This window comes from Thermoactinomyces vulgaris (genome assembly GCF_005886755.1).
Taxonomy (GTDB): Bacteria; Bacillota; Bacilli; order Thermoactinomycetales; family Thermoactinomycetaceae; genus Thermoactinomyces; species Thermoactinomyces vulgaris.
The window spans coordinates 1,968,654-1,995,235 of record NZ_CP039710.1 but is presented as its reverse complement, the minus strand read 5'-3'; the positions used below and the strand labels follow the sequence as shown (position 1 = coordinate 1,995,235).

At 42.5% G+C, this 26,582-nt stretch carries 28 protein-coding genes, 2 pseudogenes and 1 riboswitch; of the genes and pseudogenes, 24 read left to right on the top strand and 6 right to left on the bottom strand.

The window, feature by feature from the left end:
* The first annotated feature begins 14 nt into the window (after positions 1-14).
* The 3 genes from FA954_RS10160 (at position 15) to FA954_RS10150 (ending at position 1,530) form a co-directional block, all read left to right on the top strand.
* Positions 15-419 carry a hypothetical protein gene (locus tag FA954_RS10160; RefSeq protein WP_037993720.1) on the top strand — a complete coding sequence of 135 codons (405 nt, stop codon included), beginning with the start codon at positions 15-17 and terminating at the stop codon, positions 417-419.
* A gap of 12 nt (positions 420-431) precedes the next feature.
* Entirely contained in the window at positions 432-887 is a 456-nt protein-coding gene (locus FA954_RS10155) for a hypothetical protein (protein WP_037993717.1), read from the top strand.
* A gap of 130 nt (positions 888-1,017) precedes the next feature.
* Positions 1,018-1,530 (top strand): Imm6 family immunity protein, encoded by a 513-nt coding sequence (locus FA954_RS10150; RefSeq protein WP_037993716.1) that lies wholly within the window; start codon positions 1,018-1,020, stop codon positions 1,528-1,530.
* A gap of 55 nt (positions 1,531-1,585) precedes the next feature.
* Here FA954_RS10150 and FA954_RS10145 read toward each other — a convergent pair whose 3' ends face one another.
* Positions 1,586-4,246 carry a phosphoenolpyruvate synthase gene (locus tag FA954_RS10145; RefSeq protein WP_037993715.1) on the bottom strand — a complete coding sequence of 887 codons (2,661 nt, stop codon included), beginning with the start codon at positions 4,244-4,246 and terminating at the stop codon, positions 1,586-1,588.
* 174 nt (positions 4,247-4,420) lie between these two features.
* Positions 4,421-4,562: riboswitch (cyclic di-AMP (ydaO/yuaA leader) on the bottom strand.
* A gap of 710 nt (positions 4,563-5,272) precedes the next feature.
* Between FA954_RS10145 and FA954_RS10140 the strand changes: the two genes are divergently transcribed.
* The 5 genes from FA954_RS10140 (at position 5,273) to FA954_RS10120 (ending at position 10,378) form a co-directional block, all read left to right on the top strand.
* Positions 5,273-5,689, top strand: coding sequence for a very short patch repair endonuclease (locus FA954_RS10140; RefSeq protein ID WP_138615071.1), 417 nt, complete (start codon positions 5,273-5,275; stop codon positions 5,687-5,689).
* 53 nt (positions 5,690-5,742) lie between these two features.
* The gene (locus tag FA954_RS10135; protein ID WP_231564561.1) at positions 5,743-6,708 is read left to right on the top strand and encodes a DNA cytosine methyltransferase; all 966 of its coding nucleotides are present in this window, start codon (positions 5,743-5,745) and stop codon (positions 6,706-6,708) included.
* A gap of 2 nt (positions 6,709-6,710) precedes the next feature.
* A complete protein-coding gene (locus tag FA954_RS10130; RefSeq protein WP_037993705.1) occupies positions 6,711-7,661 on the top strand; it encodes a HaeIII family restriction endonuclease in 951 nt (316 codons plus the stop codon).
* 31 nt (positions 7,662-7,692) lie between these two features.
* The gene (locus FA954_RS10125) at positions 7,693-9,591 is read left to right on the top strand and encodes a DUF262 domain-containing protein (RefSeq protein WP_175413195.1); all 1,899 of its coding nucleotides are present in this window, start codon (positions 7,693-7,695) and stop codon (positions 9,589-9,591) included.
* A 241-nt stretch (positions 9,592-9,832) separates the two neighbouring features.
* Positions 9,833-10,378 (top strand): RNA 2'-phosphotransferase, encoded by a 546-nt coding sequence (locus FA954_RS10120; RefSeq protein ID WP_369792429.1) that lies wholly within the window; start codon positions 9,833-9,835, stop codon positions 10,376-10,378.
* A 27-nt stretch (positions 10,379-10,405) separates the two neighbouring features.
* Here the strand turns inward: FA954_RS10120 and FA954_RS10115 are convergent, their stop codons facing one another.
* From FA954_RS10115 to FA954_RS10105, 3 genes are all read right to left on the bottom strand, one after another.
* Positions 10,406-10,966, bottom strand: coding sequence for a GNAT family N-acetyltransferase (locus FA954_RS10115; protein ID WP_170151211.1), 561 nt, complete (start codon positions 10,964-10,966; stop codon positions 10,406-10,408).
* Positions 10,967-11,056: 90 nt separating this feature from the next.
* Positions 11,057-12,247, bottom strand: a complete 1,191-nt coding sequence (locus FA954_RS10110; protein ID WP_138615069.1) for a hypothetical protein — start codon at positions 12,245-12,247, stop codon at positions 11,057-11,059.
* Positions 12,248-12,594: 347 nt separating this feature from the next.
* On the bottom strand, positions 12,595-12,966 hold the full coding sequence (locus FA954_RS10105) for a hypothetical protein (protein ID WP_037993692.1): 372 nt from the start codon (positions 12,964-12,966) through the stop codon (positions 12,595-12,597).
* A gap of 454 nt (positions 12,967-13,420) precedes the next feature.
* On the opposite strand from FA954_RS10105, the gene FA954_RS13720 reads away from it, so the two are divergent.
* From FA954_RS13720 to cmr6, 4 genes and pseudogenes are all read left to right on the top strand, one after another.
* The gene (locus FA954_RS13720; RefSeq protein ID WP_156097706.1) at positions 13,421-13,567 is read left to right on the top strand and encodes a hypothetical protein; all 147 of its coding nucleotides are present in this window, start codon (positions 13,421-13,423) and stop codon (positions 13,565-13,567) included.
* Between the two features lie 71 nt (positions 13,568-13,638).
* Entirely contained in the window at positions 13,639-14,370 is a 732-nt protein-coding gene (locus FA954_RS10100) for a hypothetical protein (RefSeq protein WP_062842919.1), read from the top strand.
* Between the two features lie 48 nt (positions 14,371-14,418).
* Positions 14,419-14,697: pseudogene (locus FA954_RS14115) on the top strand (hypothetical protein); the annotation flags it as partial.
* Between the two features lie 24 nt (positions 14,698-14,721).
* On the top strand, positions 14,722-15,465 hold the full coding sequence (cmr6, locus tag FA954_RS10095) for a type III-B CRISPR module RAMP protein Cmr6 (RefSeq protein WP_175413194.1): 744 nt from the start codon (positions 14,722-14,724) through the stop codon (positions 15,463-15,465).
* 50 nt (positions 15,466-15,515) lie between these two features.
* On the opposite strand, the gene def is transcribed toward cmr6, so the two are convergent.
* Both def and FA954_RS10085 read right to left on the bottom strand, forming a co-directional pair.
* Positions 15,516-16,091: a peptide deformylase gene (gene def, locus FA954_RS10090; RefSeq protein ID WP_037993687.1), complete on the bottom strand. Its 576-nt coding sequence runs from the start codon at positions 16,089-16,091 to the stop codon at positions 15,516-15,518.
* Positions 16,084-16,275: a helix-turn-helix transcriptional regulator gene (locus tag FA954_RS10085; RefSeq protein ID WP_037993685.1), complete on the bottom strand. Its 192-nt coding sequence runs from the start codon at positions 16,273-16,275 to the stop codon at positions 16,084-16,086. Before FA954_RS10085 ends, def begins: the two co-directional genes overlap by 8 nt.
* 189 nt (positions 16,276-16,464) lie before the next feature.
* Between FA954_RS10085 and FA954_RS10080 the strand changes: the two genes are divergently transcribed.
* The 12 genes and pseudogenes from FA954_RS10080 to FA954_RS10025 all read left to right on the top strand — a co-directional run bounded on the left by FA954_RS10080 (position 16,465) and on the right by FA954_RS10025 (position 26,556).
* Positions 16,465-16,926 carry a riboflavin biosynthesis intermediates N-glycosidase gene (locus tag FA954_RS10080; protein ID WP_280524680.1) on the top strand — a complete coding sequence of 154 codons (462 nt, stop codon included), beginning with the start codon at positions 16,465-16,467 and terminating at the stop codon, positions 16,924-16,926.
* A 65-nt stretch (positions 16,927-16,991) separates the two neighbouring features.
* Entirely contained in the window at positions 16,992-17,426 is a 435-nt protein-coding gene (locus FA954_RS10075; RefSeq protein WP_049719848.1) for a DUF350 domain-containing protein, read from the top strand.
* A gap of 223 nt (positions 17,427-17,649) precedes the next feature.
* Positions 17,650-18,303 carry a class I SAM-dependent methyltransferase gene (locus tag FA954_RS10070; RefSeq protein WP_175413193.1) on the top strand — a complete coding sequence of 218 codons (654 nt, stop codon included), beginning with the start codon at positions 17,650-17,652 and terminating at the stop codon, positions 18,301-18,303.
* A gap of 210 nt (positions 18,304-18,513) precedes the next feature.
* Positions 18,514-19,434: a CoA transferase subunit A gene (locus FA954_RS10065; RefSeq protein WP_138615066.1), complete on the top strand. Its 921-nt coding sequence runs from the start codon at positions 18,514-18,516 to the stop codon at positions 19,432-19,434.
* Positions 19,435-19,455: 21 nt separating this feature from the next.
* On the top strand, positions 19,456-20,238 hold the full coding sequence (locus tag FA954_RS10060) for a CoA-transferase subunit beta (RefSeq protein ID WP_138615065.1): 783 nt from the start codon (positions 19,456-19,458) through the stop codon (positions 20,236-20,238).
* A 169-nt stretch (positions 20,239-20,407) separates the two neighbouring features.
* The gene (locus FA954_RS10055; RefSeq protein ID WP_138615064.1) at positions 20,408-21,889 is read left to right on the top strand and encodes a nucleic acid/nucleotide deaminase domain-containing protein; all 1,482 of its coding nucleotides are present in this window, start codon (positions 20,408-20,410) and stop codon (positions 21,887-21,889) included.
* Between the two features lie 60 nt (positions 21,890-21,949).
* A complete protein-coding gene (locus tag FA954_RS10050) occupies positions 21,950-22,489 on the top strand; it encodes an SUKH-4 family immunity protein (RefSeq protein WP_037993671.1) in 540 nt (179 codons plus the stop codon).
* Positions 22,490-22,661: 172 nt separating this feature from the next.
* The gene (locus tag FA954_RS10045) at positions 22,662-22,883 is read left to right on the top strand and encodes an Imm6 family immunity protein (RefSeq protein ID WP_138615063.1); all 222 of its coding nucleotides are present in this window, start codon (positions 22,662-22,664) and stop codon (positions 22,881-22,883) included.
* 184 nt (positions 22,884-23,067) lie between these two features.
* The gene (locus tag FA954_RS10040) at positions 23,068-24,306 is read left to right on the top strand and encodes an MFS transporter (RefSeq protein ID WP_049719855.1); all 1,239 of its coding nucleotides are present in this window, start codon (positions 23,068-23,070) and stop codon (positions 24,304-24,306) included.
* A gap of 216 nt (positions 24,307-24,522) precedes the next feature.
* A complete protein-coding gene (locus FA954_RS10035; protein WP_138615062.1) occupies positions 24,523-25,026 on the top strand; it encodes an Imm6 family immunity protein in 504 nt (167 codons plus the stop codon).
* A 145-nt stretch (positions 25,027-25,171) separates the two neighbouring features.
* Positions 25,172-25,565 (top strand): annotated as a pseudogene (locus FA954_RS10030) (DUF2935 domain-containing protein).
* Positions 25,566-25,812: 247 nt separating this feature from the next.
* Complete coding sequence (locus FA954_RS10025) at positions 25,813-26,556, top strand: SDR family NAD(P)-dependent oxidoreductase (RefSeq protein WP_138615216.1); 744 nt, start codon at positions 25,813-25,815, stop codon at positions 26,554-26,556.
* Positions 26,557-26,582: the final 26 nt, after the last annotated feature.

The window sequence follows — 26,582 nt, the reverse complement described above, 5'->3', positions numbered from 1 at the left end:
GGGGAAAATAATAGATGAACTGTCTGTACTCCCGATTAAAAAGACTGCTGGAAATCACTGAATCTGAAGAATATGACATTGATTCGAGGAATTATCCACTGTTGGAGAAAAAATGCGAGGCAATGATTGGCGAAATCAGGGGGTATTTGGAAACATCGGCATCCAAGGATGAAATCGAAGACATTATTAAATCATATCCAGCAATTGTGTATTTATTGCGAGTTGATTTGGCATTTGACTTATTTCACCAAGCATTCATGCTAGGATCTCTGGACAAAGATGTAATCATCGCATTTGCCCGTTTCATTTATGCGTATGGCCCGGATTGGGATGAAGAATCGAAGCGAATTGAGGAATTTGTAGCTGAAAATAAACTTGAAGAGGCCGTAAAAATCGCCTTATCGGTAAAGTATGATTGAACAGGTGATCGAATGAGTAAATGGGAACTAACTATTTTCAAGCCAGGTGGCGGGAAAGAAAAGATTAAAAATCCGGATTGGAAACAAATCAAAAGTTACTTGGATCAAGTGGATGGGGACCAAGTGGGTTGTGATTACTTTGATACTTTATATTTAACCAACCCGGATTTTGGCGACATGACCGTCACCGGGGGAAATGAAATCGATGGTCGCCGACTGTACGCAGTATCATTTTTCCCGATAGAATTTGATTATCGCATACAATATTGTTTGGCAAATCCTGAGGTTCAAACACGAGATGAAGAATTTGAAATGATCACAACCCAAGGAGTGGGAGCGGATTATAACAAGGAATGGTTGGTGGAATATGATCCGATGATTCAAGCTTTTAAACATTTCTTTGAAACAGGAAAACTTGACGATGCACTAATTTGGGAAGATTTAGCACACAGAGTCCTTAAAAAATGAAAAAATCGTTCCGATGTGTTTAAAAGTCATGTCAACGATCCATCAAGGGTGAAGTATGAAAAGGTAAATGAAGAGGCCGAAGCTGCATATTTGCAGATTCATACTCCCGGGAAAGGGTGAAAGAGGTGCCATGAGTTGGTACACCCAAATCAATGAAGAGGCTCGGGTGGCTTATTTATTGAGTTTAACAGAGAAAATCTTGGATCAAGTAACCAAAGGTCCCGCTGATGCCCGAAAAGCCGTTGATATGTGCTGGGCATGGGTCGAAGAGAAGAAATATGATGGCGGTGATCTTTACCTTGTATTTGAAAATGAAGAAGATGGCGGAGTCTCCATGTTTTATGAAGATGAAGTGGATGAGGAAAATTCTCAGCAGGCAGGTATGTGGTTATGCATCAATTATGCATTGGAGTACACCATCTGGCAGGCGTATAAATTTGAGTATGGTGATGATTGTTTTGTCCCACAACCCATTGAAATCGTTGATGATGAAATAATTGATGAATTTACAAAAGAAATAGCAAAAACAGAAGGCTACCAAGAAGAGTGGGCCAAGTGTTTAAAGGAATACCTGCTGAAACATTATCCGGCAGGAAGTGAAAAGAAGATTAAAAGAGAACAGTTGTTGGACTTGATTGCATAATTGTTGTAAAGAAGCCCGCACCGGTGAAGAAGGAGCGGGCTTTGGCTTGGTGAAATTATTCCTTTTTATCCTCCAGGATTTCGACATAGCCGTTGGTTCCGTCAACACGGATGTATTGGCCATCTTTTAAGATTTGGGTTGCCTTTTCCACGCTGACGACCGCGGGGATGCCGTATTCCCGGGCAACGACGGATCCGTGGGTCATCATTCCCCCGACTTCGGTGATGAGCGCTTTGGCGGAATGGAACAAGGGGGTCCAACCAGGATCGGTGTAGGGAGCGACCAGGATCTCTCCTTTGTTTAATGTTCCTTCTTCCAACCGGCGGATGACTTTGACATACCCTTCCACCACCCCGGCTGATGCCGGAATGCCCACCAGAGCGCCCGGCGGGGCATCTTTGTTTTCCACACCTCCATTGAAGGTTTCCCCTTCGCTGGTGATGATCCGGGGAGGCGTGAAATTCCGGTATACTTTTTCCTCTTCTTTGCGCCTGTCGATACGTCTGATAGCTTCGTCCCCAGCCAACCGGTTTTCCAACAGTCGGATCAATTCGTCAAGCGTGAGGTAAAAGACATCCTCTTTTTGTTTCAGGATACCTTTTTCACTCAGTTTTTGCGCTTCTTCCAAAATCGCTTCCCGGTACAGCTCAAAATAGCGTATCATAATATATTTGGGCAATTCCCGGATACCCACCGTATTTCGGAAAATGGCGATCCACCGGGAAAGTTTTCTGGCTTTCCGGGCTCCGCCGCGGGTTGCTTTGACTTTTTCCAGCAAGGACTGGATGGCTTCCTGTGCTTCTTTTTCCCCTTGTTTAAATTTTTCGCGGTGCTCCCCGGGGGCATTGTTTTTCATATGGCTGAGAATGGACGGAATGAGCATGGCGGGCGCTTCTTTGTAGCGGACCCGGGTGATGTCGATCTCACCGGGTGCCCGCATCCCGAACTTTTTCATGAACCGGTCCAGTTCGGCTTGGAAAGCTGCACCGCCTTCCACATGGTTAAGCCCTTCATAAAAATTGTGGTCTTCTGCTTGCTCCAGATAGCGGACCACGTCGGGATAACGTCTGGCTGCATCCGCCAAATCCCCGATCATCAGCCCCATTTCGCTGGTGATATTACCGGGGGGAGACTTTTCAATGGCGTGATCCCAAGCCTCTTCGCCCATCCATTTTTTGATTTTCCTTTTGATCACCGCCAGAGCGATCACTCCGGTGTAGGTATAGGCCAACGGATCGGGAATGGTTTTGAACAAGGTATGATCCCGGATCAACCGGATGCGTTCGGCCCCGGCGTGTTTGGACAATTCCTTTTTGAAGCGGGCCAGGACTTGTTCAAAAGTGGAATAGGCCCGCTTCACAATCTGATTCGGATCTTCAAAGTACCATGTCCGAATCATTCTGGGAATGATGTTTCCGTAGATACTCATGATTACTTTAATGGGACGCAAAGCTTGTTTCAATGCACCCCGCTTTGGCGTGAATCGTTGGAAGTCTTCACTTTGGATCACTTTTTTCAGCACCAGGATGCTGTCATCGGCGAGGGTGCTTTGCAGGATCTTCTGCTGCACGGGCTTTAAAAACAAGTAACTGGAACAATCCCAGAAAAGACGTCCCCCTGTTTCCACAAACGGCGTCGTTTCATCATCAAAGGGGATGAGGGACTGGAACATAGAGATCCCGAGCGGTTTCATATAATCGGTCATCATTTGCGAGTGCCCCACGGACAGATATACCCGGTAGCCTTCATTTTTTCGGGTAGGGATCGGATACAAGGAAGTGATCGGCCGGCTCTGAAGCAGGTAAAGGTTATTGCCTTCCAAACACCATTCCATATCTTGTTCCGAGCCGAAATGTTTCTCCACTTTTTTTCCCAGCGCTGCCAAGGCAAGAATTTTTTCATCCGGGAGCACCTGTTTTTGGCGAAGTTCCGGAGAAAGTTCCCGGACTTCGGTACCGCCTTCCGGGAGAGGAAAAACCCCTTTTTCTTTCTTGGCAATTTGTTTTTGGATGATTTCGTTGTCCCGCACTTTGTACAAATCGGCGGTTACAATCCCGGAAACCAGTGCTTCCCCCAATCCGAAACCGGCATCGATGGAGACCGTGCGCCGGTGTCCCGTGACCGGGTCGGCGGTAAACAGGATGCCTGACACGTCCGGAAATACCATCCGTTGGACGACGACGGCCAAGGAAACGGAGTGATGATCAAAACCGTTTTTGAGGCGGTAGACAATGGCCCGGTCGGTAAAAAGGGAGGCCCAGCATTTTTTGACGGCCTTTAAAAGCGGTTCTTCTCCCTTGACGTTTAAGTAAGTTTCCTGCTGGCCGGCAAAAGAGGCATGGGGCAAGTCTTCAGCCGTTGCGCTGGAGCGGACGGCATAGGCATGCCCGGTTCCCAATTCCGTCCAAGCCCCGATGATTTCAGATTTTATTGAAGCGGGAAATTCCAGGGACTCAAAAAATTCCCGCACTTTTTGTCCGATTGAACGAATGGCGTCCAACTGATCGGGTTTCAGCTCATTCAAGCGATCCAACCAGTTTTTGAGCTCATCTTGTTCATCCATGATCCGGCGGTAAGCGCCGGTGGTGATGCAAAACCCAGGGGGCACCGGAAATCCGGCTTTGGCCAATTCTCCCAGATTGGCTCCTTTTCCCCCGGCCATCGGCAAGCTGTGGCGATCCATTTCCTCAAAACGCAAAACATAATTCAAAGTCATTCACTTCCTTTTTCAAAAATACGTTAACGGGTCTCATGGGATCTTGGAATCACTTTGTTTTTTAAGGAAATATATTGATGACCACCTTGCCTTATACAAAAAGCCGCAAGAAGGAAGACTTCCTGCGGCTTTTTTTGCACCACAAAAGAAACCGTGGCTTCAGCACGATGTCACTCCTCCTCTCAGAACGCTTGCGAGGTTAGCTGACGGATTCGGGTGTTGAGAGTCACCCTACCCGGACAAACGGTTTGCCCGGGATTCACCCCGGAATAGGTGGTTCCCCCGCTCCCATCATGGGATTCAGCGATTTTTATGAAGAGATTTATTCAGATTGAAATCATCTTACTCCCCGGTAAAAGGGTTGTAAAACAGAATCAAAGGCGATGGGTTTTCATTTCCGGCGGTTTGGTCCTTCTCATGCTGTTTTTGTTTTGTTTTCTCATTATTGTGGAGGATTTCGGGAGAAAATGGGTTCTCTCTTGTAAAAAAGATTTTCAATGAATTATTTGGGTTTTATCTATATAAAGACAATATCTATACTATTTTAAATTGTTTTTAATTAGATTTAGCATCAAAATAATTAAAGTCAGTTTGTGAACCTCTGAAAAAAGTCTGGGTTTACTTGCTTTTACTTCATTTGTTAAACTGAAAATGGTTTATCTTACTGTTTTTTACAAAGATGATTCATTGTATCCTTAGTGAGATTTTAAATAGTGGATTCGGGCATCATACATAGAGATTTGACCAAACATTAATATTAATTTAAGCGTTGGTCTTTTATGTAAAAAAAGGCAGGAAAATATTTCTCTCTTTTTGTAATACTGGCTGATAAGAAATATTATTTATTTGTTTAATGATCCATTGCTGTCAATTTAGTGGTGTTAAAGCAGTTATTATATATAGAAATAAAAATTAAAAAATGAAGTATTTAAAAACATATCTCCATAGTAACAATGCCTATTACAAAGATTTATGTTAATCTATATTAATAGGTATCAAATTGGTTTATATTTTCAAGGTGATTTTATGGCTGATAGGGTTTCAAAAGAGGATAGATCCAAAATCATGAAATCAATTCGGTCAGTATCTAAGCTTGAAGATATTATATGTAAGGAATTATGGAGAAGAGGAATCAGATTTAGAAGAAATGTTAAAAGCCTGTATGGAAATCCTGATATTGCAATAAAAAAATATAAGGTTGTAATTTTCATTGATTCGTGCTTTTGGCATTTTTGCCCAGATCACGGGCATATTCCTAAAAGCAATTTCAACTACTGGACAGTCAAACTTCAAAAAAATAAAAACAGGGATAGAAAAGTTAATGAATACTATATTTCACAAGGTTGGAATCTAATGAGAATATGGGAACATGAGATTAAAACTGATTTAAGCAAAGTAGTAGACGATATAACTAAATTTATTGCTAGGGCTAAAAAAAATTAAAAATATAACACAAATTTTTTTGGATAAGATATAATAAAATGGAGGATGTTGAAGTGAAGAAATTAACAGTTGTATCATTGTTTGCTGGTGCAGGTGGATTAGATATAGGATTGCATGCAGCTGGGTTTAAAACAATTTATGCTAATGATATAGATAAAGATGCTTGTGAAACATTTAAGATGTGGAATTCAGAGGCTTATGTCCACTGTGGAGATATAACCAAAGTCCACACTGATGATATTCCGGAAGCAGATATTGTAACTGGAGGGTTTCCTTGCCAAGGTTTTTCTCTAGCTGGTCCGCGTAAATTAAATGATTCAAGGAATATTTTGTATCGTGAATTTGTTAGAATTGTTGAAGCTAAAAAACCTTATGCTTTTATCGGAGAGAATGTCAAAGGTATATTGACTTTAGGAAATGGATCAATTTTAGAAGCAATAATTAACGATTTTGAAAGTAAGGGATATAACATTTATTACCAACTATTAAATGCAGCAGATTATAAAGTGCCACAAGATCGATACCGTGTTATTTTAATTGGTTTGCGTAAAGATATCGATAATGGATTTAATTTTCCTGCACCAACAGGTCGTGTAACTCTTGCTGAAGCAATAGGGCATTTGCCAGAACCTGATCCAAAAGATGTATGCCAAGCCCCATTTAGCTCCCGTTATATGTCAAGAAACCGAAAAAGAGGATGGGATGATGTTTCATACACTATTCCAGCTATGGCTAAACAAGTAACTTTGCATCCTTCTTCACCCGATATGATAAAAGTAGATAAAGACTTATGGAAGTTTGGAGAAGGCAAAACTAGAAGGTTTAGTTGGATAGAAGCAGCCTTGATTCAGACATTTCCGGAAGGGATGGATTTTGCTGGAGATTTGACATCCAAGTACCGGCAAATAGGAAATGCTGTTCCTTGTGAAATGGCTAAGGTAATTGGTGAAAACTTATATTCTGTTTTGTCTGATGCAATAAAAGAAAAAGAGAAAAAAAACAAGAAGGTGACTGTATAAAAATGTCAAGCAACCAGGTTGTTAATGGGAAAGCTCTAGAATATGCGTTTCTAATAATGTTTAATAAAGAGTTCTCAAGCGATCAAAATATTATAACATTAAAATCTGAATCGTATTATAATGCCGAAAAAGCTTTTTATTCATTAGATGGGAAGCATCAAGCAGAACTTTTTTCGGCAGCCGATGTAGGGGTGAAAATGATAACGCGTCTAGAGCCCAATTTACTTACAGGCAATGGTCCATTAACTTTATCCATCCAAAAAGATGCTAAAGGCAAGGCAGGAGATGTAAGGGATGTATTGGTGCAAAGAAACGAGGATAATTGGTGCATAGGTATAAGTTGTAAGCATAATCATGATGCAGTCAAACACTCCAGATTATCAGGATTGATAGATGTGGGAAAGTCATGGTTTGGATTTCAGTCAACAAATGAATATTTTAGTGAAATTCGACCTATTTTTTATGAACTAGGTGAGTTAAGAAGGAAAGGGGTGAAATGGGATCAAATAGATAAAAAAGATCTAAGTTATTATAAACCTATTTTGCAGGCACTAATAAATGAGTTAAAAAGGCTTGATTTATTGTACCCTGGAGAAATACCGAGAAGACTGCTAAAGTATTTTTTAGGTAGGCATGATTTCTATAAAACAATAGTTAATAGAAATAAAAAGGTATTAAAAGTTCAGGGTTTTAATTTAACAGGCACTTTGAATCAAGATGCATCTAGAATAGAACCACAGATTAAAATTTCTAAATTAAAGTTGCCTACTAAATTTTATTATATTGATTTTGTAGATAATTCGACAAACAAAGCTATTATTGCTATGGATCAAGGATGGAGCATTTCTTTGAGAATACATAATGCATCTAAAAAAGTAGAAAGTTCATTAAAATTAGATGTAAGGTTAGAAGGATTACCTCAATCACTCTACCAAGCGGATGAAAAATTTTAAAAAATTGATTGTGTTAGAAAAGGGTGATAATGTGGCTAAAATAAAAAGTTACACTAAACTGGAGAGTTATACCGTTAAAGATATTGTGGAAGCGTTGAATGAATCGATTACCAAAAAAAAAATAACTATTGAATTACCGAAGTTTCAACGAAATTTGGTTTGGAAGGAGAAAAATAAAATTGAGTTTATTGAGTCTTTGAAAAAAGGATACCCTTTTGGAACATTATTATTATATAAGCAAGAAGACAAAGACGATATCTTTTCATTGATTGATGGGCTCCAAAGGTCATCGACGATCAAAGATTATTATGAACAACCTACTAAATATTTTCCAAGGTCAAATATTGATGATACATTATGTAAAAAGATTTTAAGTTATGTTGATAATAATACATCAAAAAATAACTCAGAAGATGATTTAGTAGTAATTTTAAAAGATTATATTTATAAGTGGGTTATTGAACAAAAAAGTTTTGATGAAAGTGATGGTTTTTCTGCCTCTGACTTAGCTGAATATTTGGATGAGCATTTTTTTAATAATGAGCTTGACAAAACCGCTTTCAGAAATATTCGGAAGTGTTTGGCTGAATTCACTGATGCTGTTAAGGAAGAATCAAATATTAATGAGGTCAGTATCCCTGTTTTAGTTTATTATGGAGATGAAGAAAATCTGCCCGAGATTTTTGAATTAATTAATTCAAAAGGGACTAAATTAAATAAATATCAAATTTATTCTGCGGTTTGGAATAAAACTTTTAAAATACATAATGCTGAAATAATAAGCATGATAAAAAGAAAATATGATAAAGCAATTGAAGATGGTTTTGAAATAAAAGATTATGACCCTGATAATATTGATAATGCAGATTTTAACTTATTTGAGTACTTGTTTGGTCTTGGTAAGCTTTTGAAAAAAAATTATCCTTTATTATTTGGGCGGCTAGATGAGAAAAAGATTGATACAGAAGAAGCAATTTCTTTTATGCTAGTCAGCATATGCTGTGGTTTATCATTTGATCAGATGAAAAATTTAGAGAAAAAATATTTAAATAAAGATCAATGTAAATTCGAAAAAGCTTTATTAGAATCTGTTGATGTTACTTATGAAATTCTCGAGCCTTATATTGCTTTTAAAGCAAATTCAAAAGAAAAATTGCCGGTTACTGTATTTCACACAGATCATCAAATTATTTCAATAATAGGGACAGTTTTTTGCTTGATGTATGATCAGGATTTAGAAAAAAAGGAGAATTGGATAGAAATAAAGAAAAATCTTGAAAAAACATTGCCTCTCCATTATTTATATGACATTATTAGCAGAGAATGGAGGGGGGCAACTGACCGAAAAGTTAAGCAAATAGTATTTGGTGAGGGGGATAATTGGAACATTGATAAACATTCAAAATACCTAAAACCAATCGGGAAAGAATCTTGGGATTTTCTATTTAAGGAGTGGGAACAACAGCAATTAGATAAGAAAGAGAAAAATAGACGCAAAATAAATCCGCCAGAGAAATTGTTTTTAAACTTTTTATATACTAAAACTATGACTTTTCATCAACATTCAAAGTTAACTTTTGAGTATGATCATATCTTTCCATTGGAGAGATTAAGAAAGTGCTCTGATGATTTGCCGATTCGTTGTGTAGCCAATTTTGCGCTTATTAGTGATCAATTGAATAAAAAGAAAAAGAATAAAACGTTCATTGAGTATTATACAGATTTAGTTAATAAAAATGAGTTATCTTATGAAAAAGCAGCGAAAGAATTAAAGGATTTAGAAGGTCAATTATTTATTTCTCCTCATGAGATTTGTTTTGAAAAAGATAGTTCTGGAAAGGATTTAATTTCAGCTGAATGGTTTGAGAGTAAAATGAGGAAACGGTTTGATATTCTTAAGAGAAAATTTTATAAATTATATCTTGATTGAATTCAGTCTAATAGCTTGAAATGATTTATTGTTTTTGGTTTGGATTCTATACCCAAACCTTTTTTTATTTGATTATTTTCTAATCATTAAAGCTAAATCGTTCAATTTTTTGTTTGAAAAACTACTCGTACAAGACGGAGGCTTTCCAATATATCTGTCGGGTTCTTTTTTAGGATTGTCCCAGCTCGTAAAATTGTTTATATTCAACTTGTCATTTTTCGTTCAAAGGAGCTTGATGGTTTTGTTAAAATCAGATGTCCGTCTGAGTAAGTTTCTGAGCAAAGTTTTACGTCATAAGCCGGAGATGATCGGTCTTGAGTTGGATCAAAATGGATGGGTGGATGTGGAGCAGCTTTTGATGGCATGCCGCAACCATGGGGTTCCGATGGATCGGACGGTGTTGGAGCGGATTGTGGCGACGAATGAGAAGCGGCGTTTTGCTTTTAGTGAAGACGGACAAAAGATCCGGGCGAATCAAGGGCATTCCATCGTGGTGGATTTAAATCTCAAGCCGGTGCAACCGCCCGAACGGTTGTATCATGGAACGCCTGAACGTTTTCTTCATTCCATCCGTCAAAAGGGGCTGGTGAAAGGAAAACGGCATCATGTGCATTTGTCCGGGGATCCGGATACAGCCCGTAAGGTGGGAAGCAGACACGGAAAACCTGTCATTTTGGTTGTTCTGGCAAAGGAGATGCATGAGGAAGGATATGTCTTTTTTCGTTCTGCCAATGGGGTTTGGTTGACAGATCATGTTCCGGTCCGCTATTTAAAGGAAAGGAAATAAACGATTTGCGGTCATTGTTTTCAGCATTTAGTTATTCAATGATTTCTCCTGCCACGTTTCCTGCGTGATGGCATAGATGTGATGGTCTTCCCAGACACCGTTGATTTGTAAATAGTATTTGGAGAGACCGACATAAAGAAAGCCCACTTTTTCGACCACCCGGATGGAAGCGGTGTTTCGAGGCATGATCGCGGCTTCAACGCGATGTAAACCGGCTTGGTTGAAAGCGAAGTCCAAAGCCAAAGTGACGGCTTCTGTTGTATATCCTTTTCTTTGCATCGAATGATCCATCAAATAACCGATGGTGGCATTTTGAAAAGCTGCGCGAACAATATGGCTCAGATTGACTTGGCCGATCAATTGATCCGTGGAGGCCAGGAAAATACCGAAACTGTATCCCGAGTCGTTTTCCCACTTCCGAAGGTTTTTTTCGATTTTTTCTTTTTGCCCTTCCAACGTGTAATAAGCGTCGGGCCGGATGGGTTCAAACGGCTGGAAATATTTCAGATTGCGGGTTCTCAATTCATACAACGCTTCGGCATCGGAAAGTTCTAACTTTCTGATATAAATTCGATTGGTTGAAAGCATAATTTTTGCTCCTTTATGAAAAAATAATGAATTGACAAATTGTTTCTTTATTTTAGTGCAAAACCTCCGTCTGAACAAGACGGAGGTCTGTTATTTAACGCAGATGGTTTGCAAACTGCTTTTTCGTCGAGATTTCCATTTCTCCATCCTTTTTATCTGCATCTTCTTCCTCTTCATCTCTAAAGTCATCATCCACACGCATTTTTGCACGAATGGTTGCAAGATCCGAGGCATATTCAGGTGGCTTCGGTTCAGGTTGAAAATGACTTGTTCCATTTTTTCTTTGGGAATTTGCTTTTGCAATTCAGATTCAATGGTTTGGATCAACCGGTTCATGACGGTGTTGAAAAAGGAGCGGATGGTTTGATCACTGTGGGTTCGGTGATCGTACCATTTGGTGAAACCATAAGCCCCCGCCAAATCTTCCATGGTTTTTTGCTTGAAGCTGCGCCCTTTATAAGCAATATATTGGAGCAGTTGGTAAGCTAAGGACAATTCGTCTTTTTTGCTTAATGTGGTGTTAAATAATCGGGTTTTGTGGAACGCGGCTGTTTCAATTAACTCTTCGATGTCAAAGGAACGACTGGAAGTGCAGTGCTTTTGGATTATTTTTTGAATGGACGCAGAGGATTGGATGACGTTGAACAGTTCTTTTGCATCGTTTTGCCAGTGTTTTTTGGAGGTGGAAAGCAATTTGGAGGCAGTTTCGACGAATTGTTCATAAGTTTTTTCCACTGCTTCATTCGGAGAGGTTCTGGCTTTTGGATAGATAGTGCAGGATTGACATTCGGACTGAATGGGGCATTGCGCACAGCGAAAGGGCAAAGGTTTTGAGTTTTTGTGCAGGCCGCCTTCCACTTGATGAACAATCTCATTGACTCCACTTAATAAAGTGTTCATTTTTTTCGTCAGCTTTTTTTCTTTTTTCCAAAGAATTGTTTTGGTTTCGTTTTGATATTTAATTTGGCCGATGATGTGATCTGTGAAAAAATGTGAATGGAAGATTTTCATTTGGGCGGCCAATTCAATGAGATCACTTTTTTTGCTGTACCGGAGATAGCCGGGGATTTTATCATTGGAACGATCCAAGTGGATATAAAATTTGTTTCCTTCATAAGTCACCTCCAGTTTGGTACCAAGGGGAGGTTTTGATGAAAAATCATAGAGAACCAATGAAGGGTTGATTTTTAATTCTTTCAAAAGCAGCCGGTATGGATCCAATTGTTTCTCCAGGATGCGGACCGTCCACTGTTTCCAGTTCTTATGGAGCCACCAGAGCACCCCGATTACTAATCCGGTCAGAAAGATATATAACACATACGATTTGAGGACCAACATAGCCAGGAGTAAGGAACCTAGGAAAATGATTGGCTCATTTGGTCTTTTCTTTTTGGTGTGACGTTTACGCTTTTTCGTCTTTGCTCTTTTCTTGGCGTAAAAGAGGTCCTTTTTTAGCTTTTGATAATGCTCATAACGCTTTTTTCGTTTTTCATATCGCCTTCGTTGAGCAGATATATCAATATTCCATTGATATTCATTATCCGTCTTTCGTTTGAACCAGTATTCCGGACAATACAAATAATCCTTTAATTCTTTGGTATTGATTTTCTCCATGTTCATCACTCTTTCTATGTATTTGTGATCGTTTGAATTACATCACTGGCGGTGCTGATGGCTGCAAGCAAAGTGGAACCCAATTGAAGCTCTGGATGGATGTTTTCAATTTTTTCCCGGAAGCGTGTCAGTTTGCTCTTGGAGACTTCATCGTTTTTCATTTCTTCCAAGAGGTCCTCCGTCGTGGCACTCAGTTTTACCAGTTCTTTGTCAGGGTTGGGCACGTTTACCAATGCTTCGTGCAACTTTTGAAGAGCGATCCATAATTTTTCCATGAGGTCTTCTTGGGATGATTGGGAATAAGAGGCGTGAATGGTTGCCTGATCACTGGCAATATTGACTTGGCTTTTGGAGCTGTTAAAAGTGGCGTTGCCTTGGATTTTCATTGGACTTCCCCCTTCTTTTTGATTCCCGTAAGCCATAAAACGATTATATTATGAAAATATAATATATACAAAAATTTTCATCAAAATTCGATTGCTATGATTCTTGATCCAAAAGGATTTAACCATTTTTTCTCCGTATTCTTCAAATTCTTGCGGGGAATGACATCGATCTGGTATCTTTTTGGTTTATTAATTTTTATGTGAGGATTTGAAACAGTGACAAATCGGATGTTGTGAAATATTTATGTGGTTGCAAAGTGGCAACAAGCTTATAAACGATGAAATCCGGCTTTTTTCGCTAAAGAGAAGGAATTTAATTTTATCAAATTCATTTTGATTTTGACTGATTTGTAAAGAAAAGAGGGTTTTTTACAAAAAGCGTTGGATAATTTTTAAATGTTTATGTTTTATTATAATAAAACAAAATTTTTGTCGATGTGAGAGGAGGAGAAAGATGCGAAAACACTTTCTGCTTTTACTGACAGTCCTGATGCTTTCCGGAGTTTTCCTGATTCCGGCAGAAGGACAAGCTCAAGAATCTCAGGATGTGGAAGCGTTAAGAAAAGAAGTGGAAAGCCTTCGCTCTAAGTCGAAAAGCTGAAAACCAAAAATGATGAGTACAACTTTTTAAAAGAGCAGATCAAGGAATTTAAAAAATCAGCAGATAAGGACATGGACGATTACCGTGCGTTTGTAGAAAGAGAATGGGATAAGGTTTTTATGTTTTTATCTCTTATGGGAGGAGTTTTAAGCTTTGCTATTGGTACTGAAATTTATACATTTCCCAAAAATTTACGTCAGAAAATGGAACAAGCTTTTGCAGAATTAAAGGAAACTGCTATTAAAAAATTTGAGAAGCAACGATTAGAAATAGAAACAGAACTCAATAAGAAATGGAATCAATTTGTGCAAGAAAATAAATTAAACCAAAGAGTGGATGATTTAGAGCGGTTAATACAAAACGAACGGCGATATAAAGAAGTGAAGGTGATGGTGCTCGGCTCAGAGGAAGACTTGAAAAATATGAAAAAATATCTGGATCCTGCGATGACTAAACGTGGGGTAAGGAAACCTGAATATATTTCATTAGGGGAAAATCCAGAACAATTTCCTAAAGGGGAAATTAAAAATAGATTGAGAGATATTGATATACTTGTTTTCTATTACAACAATGAAAATCAAAGTGATGATTTAAGAATCAGAGAAGTAACTCAATTACTTACTAAAGAGAAATCGGATATTCCGATTATTGTTTATACTGATGATCCGAAAAAAAAGATTTCAAATGATGATATAAAATCACTTAACAAATATGGATGGTTTACCCCTTCCAACTCCTCAGTGACCTTATTAGGCCATATCTTTACATATATCCATGCACTCCCTGAAAAAAAGGAGGGCTGAGCACATGAAGCATCCCAGGATTACAGCCAGGTTTCGTGTGATGACTCCATTAAAGGAGAGCTTCGGTATTGGTACCGGGCTGCCAATCCGCATTATAAGAAAAAGGCGAAACCACTCGGGATCACTCAAGAAGAGTATCTGTTTGGCGGTGCCAATGGAAAAGCCGGACAATCGGCTTTTTTGATGCGGTTTATAGAAAAAACCAAGGGAAAAGGAAACTCAGATTTTTATAAGGATAAAAGTTTTGAAATCGAATTTCTTTTACGACCTCATTTAAAACAAGGTAAAAAACCGGATCCAGATTGGCGGGGACTTCTGGCCAGCATTTGGCTGCTCGGCCATTTTGGAGGTGTGGGAGCAAAAGTCCGTCGCGGATACGGGACGATTGCTTTGGAAAAATGGGAAGCGAAAAATTGTGAAAAGCTTCAATCCATGATCGATAATGATTTCCCGATTTTACATAACGCCAAATCACTTGAAGATTGGGAAGAGAATTTAACAAGATGCTGGAATAATTTCGTGGTGAACCATGATCCGAACGATGAACAAAGCCATACCATCCTGGATCATCATTCTTCACTATTTGTATCAGTTGTCAATGACAAATGTGCCGATAAAGTATGGGAGACCGCACTGGGGGTTCCCTATTTTCCGGGTTCTTCGGTCAAAGGTGTTGTCCGGACTTGGGCGGAGTTTTATGAGGAGAATGATCCAAAAGATATTCAACAGATCTTTGGGAGTGACCGGACTGGTTCGGAACAAAACGAAAATAACCGCCAAGCAGGAAGTGTCATCTTTTTTGATGCCATTCCGGCAACTCCAATCCAGTTGGTGGAAGATGTGATGACCCCACACTTTTCAAAATACTACACGGATCCGGGAAATATTTCTCCGAGAGAATGGGAGAACCCCATTCCCATTCCTTTTTTGGCCGTGGACGAAAATCAGCCATTTCTCTTTGCGGTTGCTCCCCGTGAGGAAAAAAACATAAAAGACGTGGACAAAGTGGTTCATTGGTTGAAAGAAGCGATGAGTTGGACCGGGGCCGGGGCCAAGACGGCTGTGGGTTACGGTCGTTTTGAAGAAATCCGATAAAAAATTGCCGGTTGAAACACTTCAACCGGCAATTTCTTTTTGAACAGATGTTAAAAAAGGCTCCGGCAGTCGTCCGGCACTTGAAAAGGGTTTTCTTTATTGATTCGATCATAAAACATGATTCCGTTCAGGTGATCGATCTCATGTTGAATGACAATGGAAGCATAACCTTTCAATTTCAAGGTGACTTCTTTGCCTTCTAAATTAAATGCTTTGACCTTGACCCATTCGTAACGGGGGACAAAGCCCTTTACATCCCGGTCGACGGAGAGGCAGCCTTCCCCTTGCGGCAAATACACCATCATAATGGAATGGCTGATGATCTTTGGATTGACGAGGGCATATTCGTGTTCCGTCCCTTCCTCATCCGCGAAGTAAGCCGTAAACATGCGTTTGTTCAAGCCGATTTGATTGGCGGACAAGCCGACACCTGCCCGCAGTTGATACTTTTTGGACAACACGGGGTCTTGGCTGTTTTTCAAGAAGTTCATCATACAGATCAATGTTTCTTGATCCTCTTTGGACAAAGGCACGTTCACTTCCCGCGTGCGTTTGCGAAGGATCGGATGGCCTTCTCTTACAATGTCTTTCATGGTAATGGTATAACCTGCGTGAAATTTACTCATAGATAAATAACTCATCCACCTTTACCTTTAAAACTTTGGATAATTTGAATGCCAATTCCAGCGTGGGGTCGTATTTATCATTTTCGATGCAATTGATTGTTTGTCTCGCCACTCCGCAAGCCTTGGCAAGTTGCTCTTGAGTGAGCCCCAGCTTTTTGCGGATTTCTTTGATTTTGTTTTTCAACCGTATCACCCGTGTCAAAAGAATTGGACATTTACAGTTTAACAATTCATCACAGGATGTCAATTACTTTGGACATTTTCGGTTTTATATTTCTGGCAAATCATATGATCAGAGATCATAAAGCTAATCCTTATTCGTATCTGCATGATATAATTTGAGTGGTCTATTTTTTGCTCAAGGGCAGGTGGCATCATGACGATTTATTTTTACCGGGTAAATGAACCATATGGCTGTTTTTCCAATTTTTCTCCGCACGGCTTCAGGTTGGATGGGAAATGGTGGCCGACAAGTGAGCATTATTTTCAGGCGCAAAAATTTGCCGGGACGCCATATGAAGAAAAAGTCCGGTTGGCAAAAAGTCCGATGGAAGCGGCCAATACCGGACGGGATCGAAGGTTGCCTTTGCGGGATGATTGGGAAGAAGTAAAAGATGACATCATGCGGAAAGCCGTTCTCAAAAAGTTTCAAACCCACAAGGAGATCCGGGAAATCTTGTTGTCCACCGGAGATGAACGGATTGTTGAAAAGACACCGGTGGATCGTTATTGGGGATGTGGCCCCGACGGAAAAGGAAAAAACCGGTTGGGGGAAATTTTGATGGAAGTCCGGGGAATCCTGCGCGGGGAAAAGGAAAGCGGAAACGAATCTTAAACAGGCAGGCCCGGGAACGAAAAATTTGTATAATGGAAAGAAGCCTGAAGAGAGGAGGAACAACAGTGGCTCAATGGGGATATTTTTTGAATTTTATTTATTATCTCGGCGTTTCCATTCCGCTTGTGCTTTTGGGTTATTTGTTGTTTTTGTGGTCAACGCCTTATCGCGAAATCGGGTTGATCCGCGCCGGAGCGGATACGGAGGATGACACCAAAGTGCGGGCGGCCAAAGCGGCGGCCCATGATTTGGGCGGAAAAGTGTTGGGGTTGGTCATTGTGGTGGCTTCTGCCATTTTTAATTCCGTGAACCTGGTGGATCTGATCATCTGGGGAGTCGTGGGGATTTTGTTTCATTTGGCGATCTTTTTCCTGTTCCACTGGTTTGCGCCGTTTAGTGTGTTGAAGGAAATCCCCAAAGGCAATGTGGCCGTGGCGATTTTCTCATCCAGACTCCATATTGCAGCCGGAATTTTGATGGCCGCACTGATCAGTTATTAAACCGGAGGATCTCCTGATACATAGCAGAGCCGTTTTGTCGCAAAGATGAAATGGCTCTTTTTTTGGGCAGATAGCGGGAGTCCGGAAAGACACGGGGACCGGCAAATATGCATAGGAATATCATCAAAGAAAGGGATTGTATCCAAAGGTATATTCTGTTAATATCAAATAAAAACACACTATTTTGATGAGATTTATTGGCGTTTGCCCGGGAGGCATGGATATGACAGAAGCATTATTTAATGATTTGTTTGATGAATGGGCCGACCATTATGATGAAACCGTATTCGGCGGCCATGAGGAATATAAAGAGGTGTTTGAAGGATATGCTGGCATTTTGAAAGCGGTAGTGGATGCTCTTCAACTTCCGGAACAAAGTCTGGTGTTGGAGTTTGGTGTCGGCACCGGAAATTTGTCCCGTTTGCTCTTAAATTCCGGTTACCGGGTGATCGGTATCGAGCCATCGGAAGCGATGCGGAAAAAGGCAAAAGAAAAAGTGCCGGATTTAAAGCTGTATGAAGGACACTTTTTGGATGTCCCGGAGGAAATCCCCTCGGTTGACGCGATTGTGAGCACTTATGCCTTTCATCATTTGCCGGATGAAATGAAAGACCGGGCACTCCGCGAGTTGGCCGGCCGGTTGAATCCGGAAGGCAAAATCGTGTTTGCCGATACTGTTTTCCGGGATGAAGAGGCGAAGCGAAACATGCAACAAGAAGCGGAAGAACGCGGTTTCCACGAGCTGGCATCGGATTTGAAACGGGAGTTTTATCCGGTGGTGAGCCGTTTGGAAAACGCTTTCCAACAGGCGGGGTTGACCGTGGCCTTCAAACAGCTGAACCGTTTTGTATGGCTGATGACGGCGCAAAAAGCCTGAAGAGAAAACCGGTTTTTCAGACGGTTGCAAGCGATCGGGAGAGAAATCCTGATCGCTTTTTTGTGTTCTGGTCTTACGGACAATCTGATGATATGCTTAAAGTTGGACGGGATCCGTTGGTTGCGCGGATTCAGCCGTCGATGTGGTGAAGCAAACGGCAAGAGTTTACGTTTGAAACGGATGACTCAGGTGACGGGTGGTGAAAGATGAATGCGTCAGACCAAACGCATGAGTTTGGAGCAAGCCATGGCAGACTTGGTGAAAGATGGCGAATCGGTTGTGATGGGCGCCTGTCTGGAGGCGATGATTCCGTTTGCGGCTGCTTATGAGTTGATTCGTCAGAAAAAAGAAAATTTAACGTTAATTGCGCCCATCTCCGATATTTTGTTTGATGTGATGATTGGTGCCGGCGCGGTGGACCGCCTGATTGCCGCGTGGTCCGGCAATGTGAGTGCGGGCCTTGGTTACAATTACCGCCGGGCGATGGAAAAAGGGATTCCCCGCCCCCTCAAAGTGGAGGATCACAGCAATTTTACCATCGGTTTGGCCCTGTTGGCCGGAGCAATGGGAGTTCCGTTTTTGCCGACCCGGTCGTTGCTGGGATCGGATCTTCTCAAAACCAATCCGAAGCTTCAGGTCGGCACTTCTCCGCTCGGGGAGGAAAAACTGGTGTATGTACCCGCCCTGACGCCGGATGTCGCCATTTTGGGCGTACAGCGCGCGGATGAATTTGGGAATGCGCACCTCTGGGGAAATCTCGGCGTGGCGCAAGAAGCCGCCCTGGCGAGCAAAAAAGTGATTTTGCTGGCGGAAGAAATCGTGCCGGGCGACGTGATTACCAGCGACCCCAACCGATTGCTGGTTCCCGGCTTCAAAGTGTCGGCCGTGGTGCATTGTCCGGGATTTTGCCATCCCTCCCCCATGCCGGGATATTATCAACGGGATCATTCCTTCTTTCACGATTACCATCAAGAGAGCAGGGATGAAGAAGGTTTTCGGAAGTGGCTGAACCAATGGGTCTTGTCGGTTTCTTCCCATGAGGAATACCTCCGGTTGCTCGGAAGCCGTTGGGAGAGGCTGAAGATAACGAAAAAAGCGTTGGCGGCAGAAGTGAACTATGCTTACGAATAATGCCGGAGAGGGAGTGGGGAAATGGATTATACCACCGAAGAACTGATGGTGATTGCCGCAGCGAGGGAAATCCGGGACAAAGATGTCGTCTTTGTCGGGATGAGGCTCCCGATGCTGGCTTTTGCCGTGGCCAAAAAACTGCATGCTCCCGACGCCATCGGATTTTTCGAATGCGGTATCGTCCGGGACGAGCCTTCCGATGAACTGTTATACACGATGGGGGATCCTCCCAATGTGACAGGAGCCCAGTGGTGTACCTCCACCAATCACTTGATGTTTCTCATGCAACAAGGATGTGTCGATGTCGGGTTCATCGGCGGGGCGCAAATCGACCGTTACGGAAATATCAATACCTCCTATCTCGGAGGGACCACAACTCCCAAGGTGAAACTGCCCGGAAGCGGGGGAGCGGCGGATATCGCCTCGCTTTCCAACCGGTTGTTGGCCATCATGAACCATGAAAAGCGGAGACTCACCGACCGTGTGGACTACATCACTTCCCCCGGGTTCGGCAATGGGAGCGGATGGCGGGAATCCGTGGGATTGCCCTGGGGAGGATTATCCGCTTTAATCACCAATTTGGGGGTCTTAAAGCCGGATCCTGAAACCAAAGAATTGATGCTTGCAACCATTCATCCCGGCGTCGCTTTTGAACAAGTGCAAGAAAACACCGACTGGCCGTTAAAGCGGTTTGACTCGCTTACCGAAACCCCGCCACCTTCCGGAAAAGAACTGAAAACCCTCCGCTCGATCGATCCGGAAGGTTTTTGGACAGGATGCCGGGGTATTCGGACAGGTGGTTGATAAACAGTTTGTGGATTAAAGCACCTGCTTGTTGCAGGTGCTTTTGTATGGGGGATAATGAAATAATCTTGTAATAAGGACAGAAATTTCATAAAATTAATAATCATCCATTTCTTCGGTTGAAAGGAAAAGGAGGAATGGGGTTACGGGTTTTCGTAACCAAAGGACAATGGCGAAGAGACTGATTCAATATCTTTTAATTAGTTTGATGGCATTGTCAGGTATTGGTTTTTGGCATCAAGGTGTGGTGCTGGCAGACGGCATTCAAGTTCCCACTGTCAATGACGAGTTTGACCAATTTGAACAGAAAGAACCGATTCAACAGGAACAGCCTGTTTCGTCCCCTCCGGTCGATGAACAGAAAGGAATTGTGGATCAGATTACCGAACCATTGTCAGAGATCGTGGACTGGTTGGGGGACAAAATTTCCGGATCATGGGAATGGCTCAAAGCGAAAGCCGCTGCCTTTTGGGATTGGTTAACTGAGATTTGTTCCAAAATGGCGGAAGTTGTTGTGGATGCGCTGTCAACAGTTTGGGAATGGGTGAAAAAATATAAAGAATATATTGCTTGTGCTGTTGTTTTGGTCATTGGCATTGTCTTATGTTTTTTTCCGCTCACGTCCGGATTGGGAGCTTCCATTCTGTGGGGAATGGGGATTTCCTTTCTGGTTAGTGCCGGTCTGAATGGCGGAATTAATAAGGACACTTTCATGGAGGCGGCCATCGGTGGAGTGCTTGGGGTTTTGGGATTTGGCATTGCCGGAGGTCTTGCCAAAGGACTGGCATCCGGCATTGGTCAAAAGTTGATCATGGGTTTGAAAAATACCCCGGGCTTGGGTGCTGTTCTCCGGGGAGGACAACAACTGCTTCCTAAGTTGCCTGGTCCGTTTCAAAAAATGTTTTCCAGAACCGGGCTTATCGGAGCCGTCGAGGGTGCCGGAACCAGTGTGGCAGATGATATCCTTCATAACCGGAATATCAATGTGCTTAATGCCATTATGGCCGGCGTTTTTGGAGCTGGTGCCGTTGCAGTGGTTCATTTTGCCACTCCGGCGGTCTATAAAGCTTTCACTTCACTGGAACCGATTCTGGGCAAAACCCCGATTGTCAAAAACATCATCATGAAAGTGGACGGGTGTGTGGGAAACCGTACATCGGCAGGTTATCTTGCCTCTATTGAAATCCCCGGTTCATGTTTAAAAGTATTGGATTCCAAAACCATTCCGGATGAGATGCGGAGTCCTCATGTCAATCTCACTGGAAAAATACAGTACGGAGAATCCGATTTAAGTCAAATTGTCCAAGCTTACCGGAAAAAGAACAATCTAAGCTCAGGAAGAAACGTAGCCGTCTTTGAATATATCCAAAATGGCGAATACAAAATCATCATAAAAGAAAGTGGTTATGGACATTCTGAGAGAAAAATCGCCAGAGAATTGGAACAAGAAGGAATACATCCTGAGCAGGTAACCCGAATCTATTCGGAACTGGAGCCTTGCGTGATCCCGGGTGGAATGTGCCAACCGTTTATCGATAAAAATTTTCCAAATGCCAAAGTTACTTATAGTTTTGAATACGGAAACACCAGAGAGTCAAGGAGGAAAGGAGTCAATGAACTTAAAAAATCAGTCAAAGAAATAATGAAATAACAGACTGGGACATCCAGATGTTCAAAAGTGTTGGAATGCATAAACAGGGAGGCTGGATCCATGGCTGAGTTGACTAAAGAATTAAAAGCGTTTTGGAAAGACCAACTGGTTCCGTTTCATCATGAACAGCTGCCCCAATCCGGTTTGTCCGATTCAACTCTGACGTTCTTATCATCGGTCGGGTTGCCGCTGGATTCTGAGAAGGTGAAAGGAAGCCCTTTTTATCTTCATTTTTATGATCAGCCCAAAATGAAAAGGGATCATGAGGGTGAGGACTATTTGATGATCGCTGAGAATGAAGGAAATGAAATCGGGATCCATTGCCAGACGGATTGTTTGTATTATTTGGATTCCTTCTTTGCCAAAGGAAAAAGGTGGATGAACGCGGACCTTTCCACATTTCTGATGTTTCTCAAAATTTATCTGCGTCACCAGCCGCAACTGATCGATTCGATGGAGACGGGGGATGAAGAAAGAATTCGGGGGATCGTCGGGGAGATCAAACGACAATTTCATCAATTCGATCCAAAAGCTTTGGGAGAGGAAGAAACCTATTGGGCGGTGATTCTTGAGCAAGTGGAAGATGGTTTGATTTGCTGATATGCATATCATCGGAAAGCCGGGAGCTGAGAAATTCAGCTCTCGATTTTTTATTGAGCGTGAAAATCGGAGAGGGGATGATTTGCGGACTTATCTGATTTAAAATATAAATATAAATTTTTTGTTTTTAAAGGTGGCGGCCGGTTGGATGACACAGGGAGGGCAGCAGAAAGTGAAGTGGTATAAAAAAGTAAACACCGATGCAAAAGCGGCTTATTTATTGGCTTTGTCCGAAAAGATCGTGTACAAAATATCCGGCCGTGAATGGTTTCAAGAAGCAAGGGAAGCGATGGACAGGTGTTGGGAGTTGGAAAGTGATGAAATGATTGATCAGTTTACGGACAAAGTGAATAAAATTAACGGATACCAAGAGCAATGGGCGGAACGTTTGTAACAATATCTTTTGCAAAATTATCCGTCCGGAAGTAACAATAAGATCCGGCAGGAAACATGCGGAGCAGGGAAGAGCTGGAGGCGGAAAACGGGACTTTCGGGATGTACCGGACTTTCTTTCTTGCGGTGGGTCCGATGTGAATCTTTTATTTTTGTCTCATCAAAAAACAAGGGGGCGAACCAAAATGAACACCCGTTTGCCTTTGCAACGGGAAACGATGGGATCTCAACAACCGGCTTATTATCGGTGGTTGATTTTGACGATTGCAACTTGGTCTCAAGCTTCTGCAACGTTGGTCACTTACGGAGTCGGGCCGCTGGCCGCGATTTGGCAGGAACAATGGGGATGGACCACTTTCCAGGCGGGGTTGTTGGTTTCTGCCGTCCAAATCGGCCCTTTATTGTCGATGCTCTTTATTGGTCATGCATTGGATCAATACGGGGAACGCTGGCTGATCAGTTTGGGTTCGGTTTTGTTGGGGCTTTCGTTTTTCTTTGTATCGTTTACGGAGAATTACTTCTTGTTGTTGGGATTGCTCGGGATTGTCGGGATTTGGTATGGAACGGCCCAACCCGGGGGAAGCAAGGTGATTTTGCGCTGGTTCTCAGAAAGGGAAAGAGGCTTGGCCATGGGCATCCGGCAGGCTGGCATTCCCATCGGAGGGGCCATCGGCGGAATGTTGCTTCCGTTCTTGTCTTTTCATTTCGGATGGAAAACGGCGGTATATACCCAGGCGTCCCTTGCCATCTTCGGTGGCTTGTTGTTCTTGGTTTTATACCGTGATCCGCCTCTTCCGCGCCAAAGCCAAAACAACCGCAATGCACAATTCAAAGAAAAGATCCAAGAGATTGCCGAAAATAAAAAAATGTTTCCGGTTTTATGCACCGGGATCATCATGGTTTCCCTTCAAATGGTTTTGGTGGGCCATTTGATGATCTTCTTCAGCAATGAGACCAATGTGGAACTGGTTCACGCGGGACAGCTGTTATCCACGGCTTTGCTGAGCGGAATGGCAGGGAGGATTGTGCTGGCTTACATCAGTGACAAGTGGTGGGGCGGAAACAGGAAATATCCGCTTCATCTTTCCATCTGGGCATCCGTGTTGGGCGTCTCTGTTTTGATTTTCCTTCCCGCGTCTCTGCCTGTGTGGGTTCTCTTTCTCTTGTCGGCATGGCTGGGCTTTTTTGGCATCGGATGGTTCAGTTCCTTTCTTTTGGCAGTGGCCGAGAACGCCCCGCCTCAGGCAGACGGATTGATGGTCAGCTATGCGCTCACACTCAACCAAGTGGCCATCATCCTGGCTCCGGCTGTTTTCGGGTTTATCGTGGATATGCAATCTTATTCCGTGGCTTGGTTGCTCATGGATTTGTTGCTGATCGGTAATGGATTGTTACTTTTAAAGAAAAGGACATTTGAAGGATAATTTGGTGCATGCCACTCAGATCAAAGCGGCTTTTTTATGACCATAAGTGGAGAGGGATCGTTTGCAACAATATCTGCTTCACAACCATCCGGCGGGAAGCAGGAAGAATCAAAAGGGAAGCACTGAGTGAAGTTGATGAATTGATTTTTGATATATTGATTCCTGCCCGCAGGTTTTTGCATAAATCAGAAATGAAAAGATAAACAGGTGATACCCATGAAATGGATTTCAAACGTTCATGATGACGCCGGGCCGGCTTATTTATTGGCTTTAACAGAAAAACTGATCAACCGGTTGAAAGGAACAAAGGGTTATCCGCAGTTGAAAAAGACGATTGGCATGTGTTGGGAATGGGTGGAGAAGAAAAAACACAGTGCGGATGATATTTATTTCGAGTTTGACAATGAAAATGACACGGGGGTATCGATCTATCTTGAGCTGACCGATGATCCGCAAGAAGAGCAGATTTGGGTGTGTGCAATGTACGCCATTTGTTATACCATATGGCGGGCATATGATCACGCAAATGAAAAATACATTCCCCAACCCATTGAAATGGTTGATCATGACACGATTGATGAATTTATGAAGCAGATCAGACAAATCGACGGATACCAAGCGAAATGGACTGAGCGTTTGCAACAATATCTGCTTCACAACCATCCGGCGGGAAGTAACAAGAAAATCAAGAGAAATGAACTATTGAAGCACATCGATTAATACGAAACCGGGACAGTCTTTCCGGATAACGGGAAGGCTTTATTGATTTGAACGGGTCCGGGTTTGTGAGTGGTTTCAAAGCATATCTTTCTTTTTTCGGCATATATATTTACTTGCGACGGGGAGGAAAAAAGGAGGAGGTTTTGTGCAATTTTATTACGGGGAAAAAATGCCGCTTCGCATTCTGGATGAAGCCGAATTTTGGAAGCAGCAGGAGGCGGAACACACCGTTGTGATCAAGGAACTGGTCAAAAATTTGGAATCCCGGTATGTGGAGGCATTGAATGAGTGGGAAAAAGCTTTGACGGACACCCATCAGCTCGTTGTTCGCTGGATTGAGACGAAGATCCGGTTGCCCTGCAAAAAAAATCCGGAGTTGGAATACCGGGTGAAGCATTTGGTTCAAATTGTGCAGGATGATTCGCGACCAAAGCGCGGCTTTTCAAGGGAACAGGACAGCGCAAGTGGTGATGAATCATATTATTCGGGAATCGGAATATTTTATCGGGATCGCGCAAACGATCCTCTGGCGGTGTTAAACGGTTGAAGACTCCTGTCCCGGTGGGGGAACAGGGGTTTTTTTGTCGCGGAAAATAAGTCATTTTTGCTCATGCATAAATGACTGAACCAATGCAAAAACGACTTACGACATGAACCGGGTGGATCCACATGATTCCCAAACTCCCTGTCAACAAGCGGTTTCATGCCGGCGGATTGTACATTTATATTTGGCATAAAATTTGCAATTTAAAAAATAACGAGACATGGGACAAGGAGGGGGTTTTTTTGCGCTTTGCCGGAAAAGTGGCGGTTGTCACCGGTGCAGGAAGCGGGATAGGCGAAGCGATTGCCAAACGGTTGGCACAGGAAGAAGCATACGTGGTTCTGGTCGGCCGGACATTGAGCAAGTTGGAAAGGGTTGCCGGCGAAATCGGGGAGTCGCATGCGACCACGTACTCGGCTGATGTGACAAGTGAACAGGAAGTGAAGCGGCTTTCGGATTTTATTGAAGAAAAGTTTGGCCAGATCGATATACTCGTCAATAACGCCGGCAGTTCAAAACTGAATTTGTTGGAAAATATTTCGGTTGAAGAATGGGAAGAAGTGCAGGCAGCCAACCTGCGCAGTGTGTTTCTGGTCACCAAAGAATTGTCCAAACGGATGAAGGGCGGACAAAACCGGGCCATTGTCAATATTGCCTCCATTTCGGGAATGAAACCGGGGACGCTGTTTGCCCATTACTCCGCGGCCAAAGCCGGAGTGATCAATCTGACCCGTGCGTTTGCTTATGAGCTTTCCTCATACGGCATTCGTGTCAACTCGGTCAGCCCCGGATTTATTGAAACCCCGCTGATCGAAGACAGTTTGAATAACCCTGGTTTTGTCAAAACCATTGAGCGCCACACTGTTTTGAAACGGGTTGGGAAACCGGAGGAAGTGGCGGGGACCGTCGCCTTTTTGGTTTCCGATGATGCTTCGTACATCACCGGGGCGGACATTGTGGTCGACGGCGGCTGGCTGATTAAATAAGCGGTTGATTTGAAGGAGGCGGAACA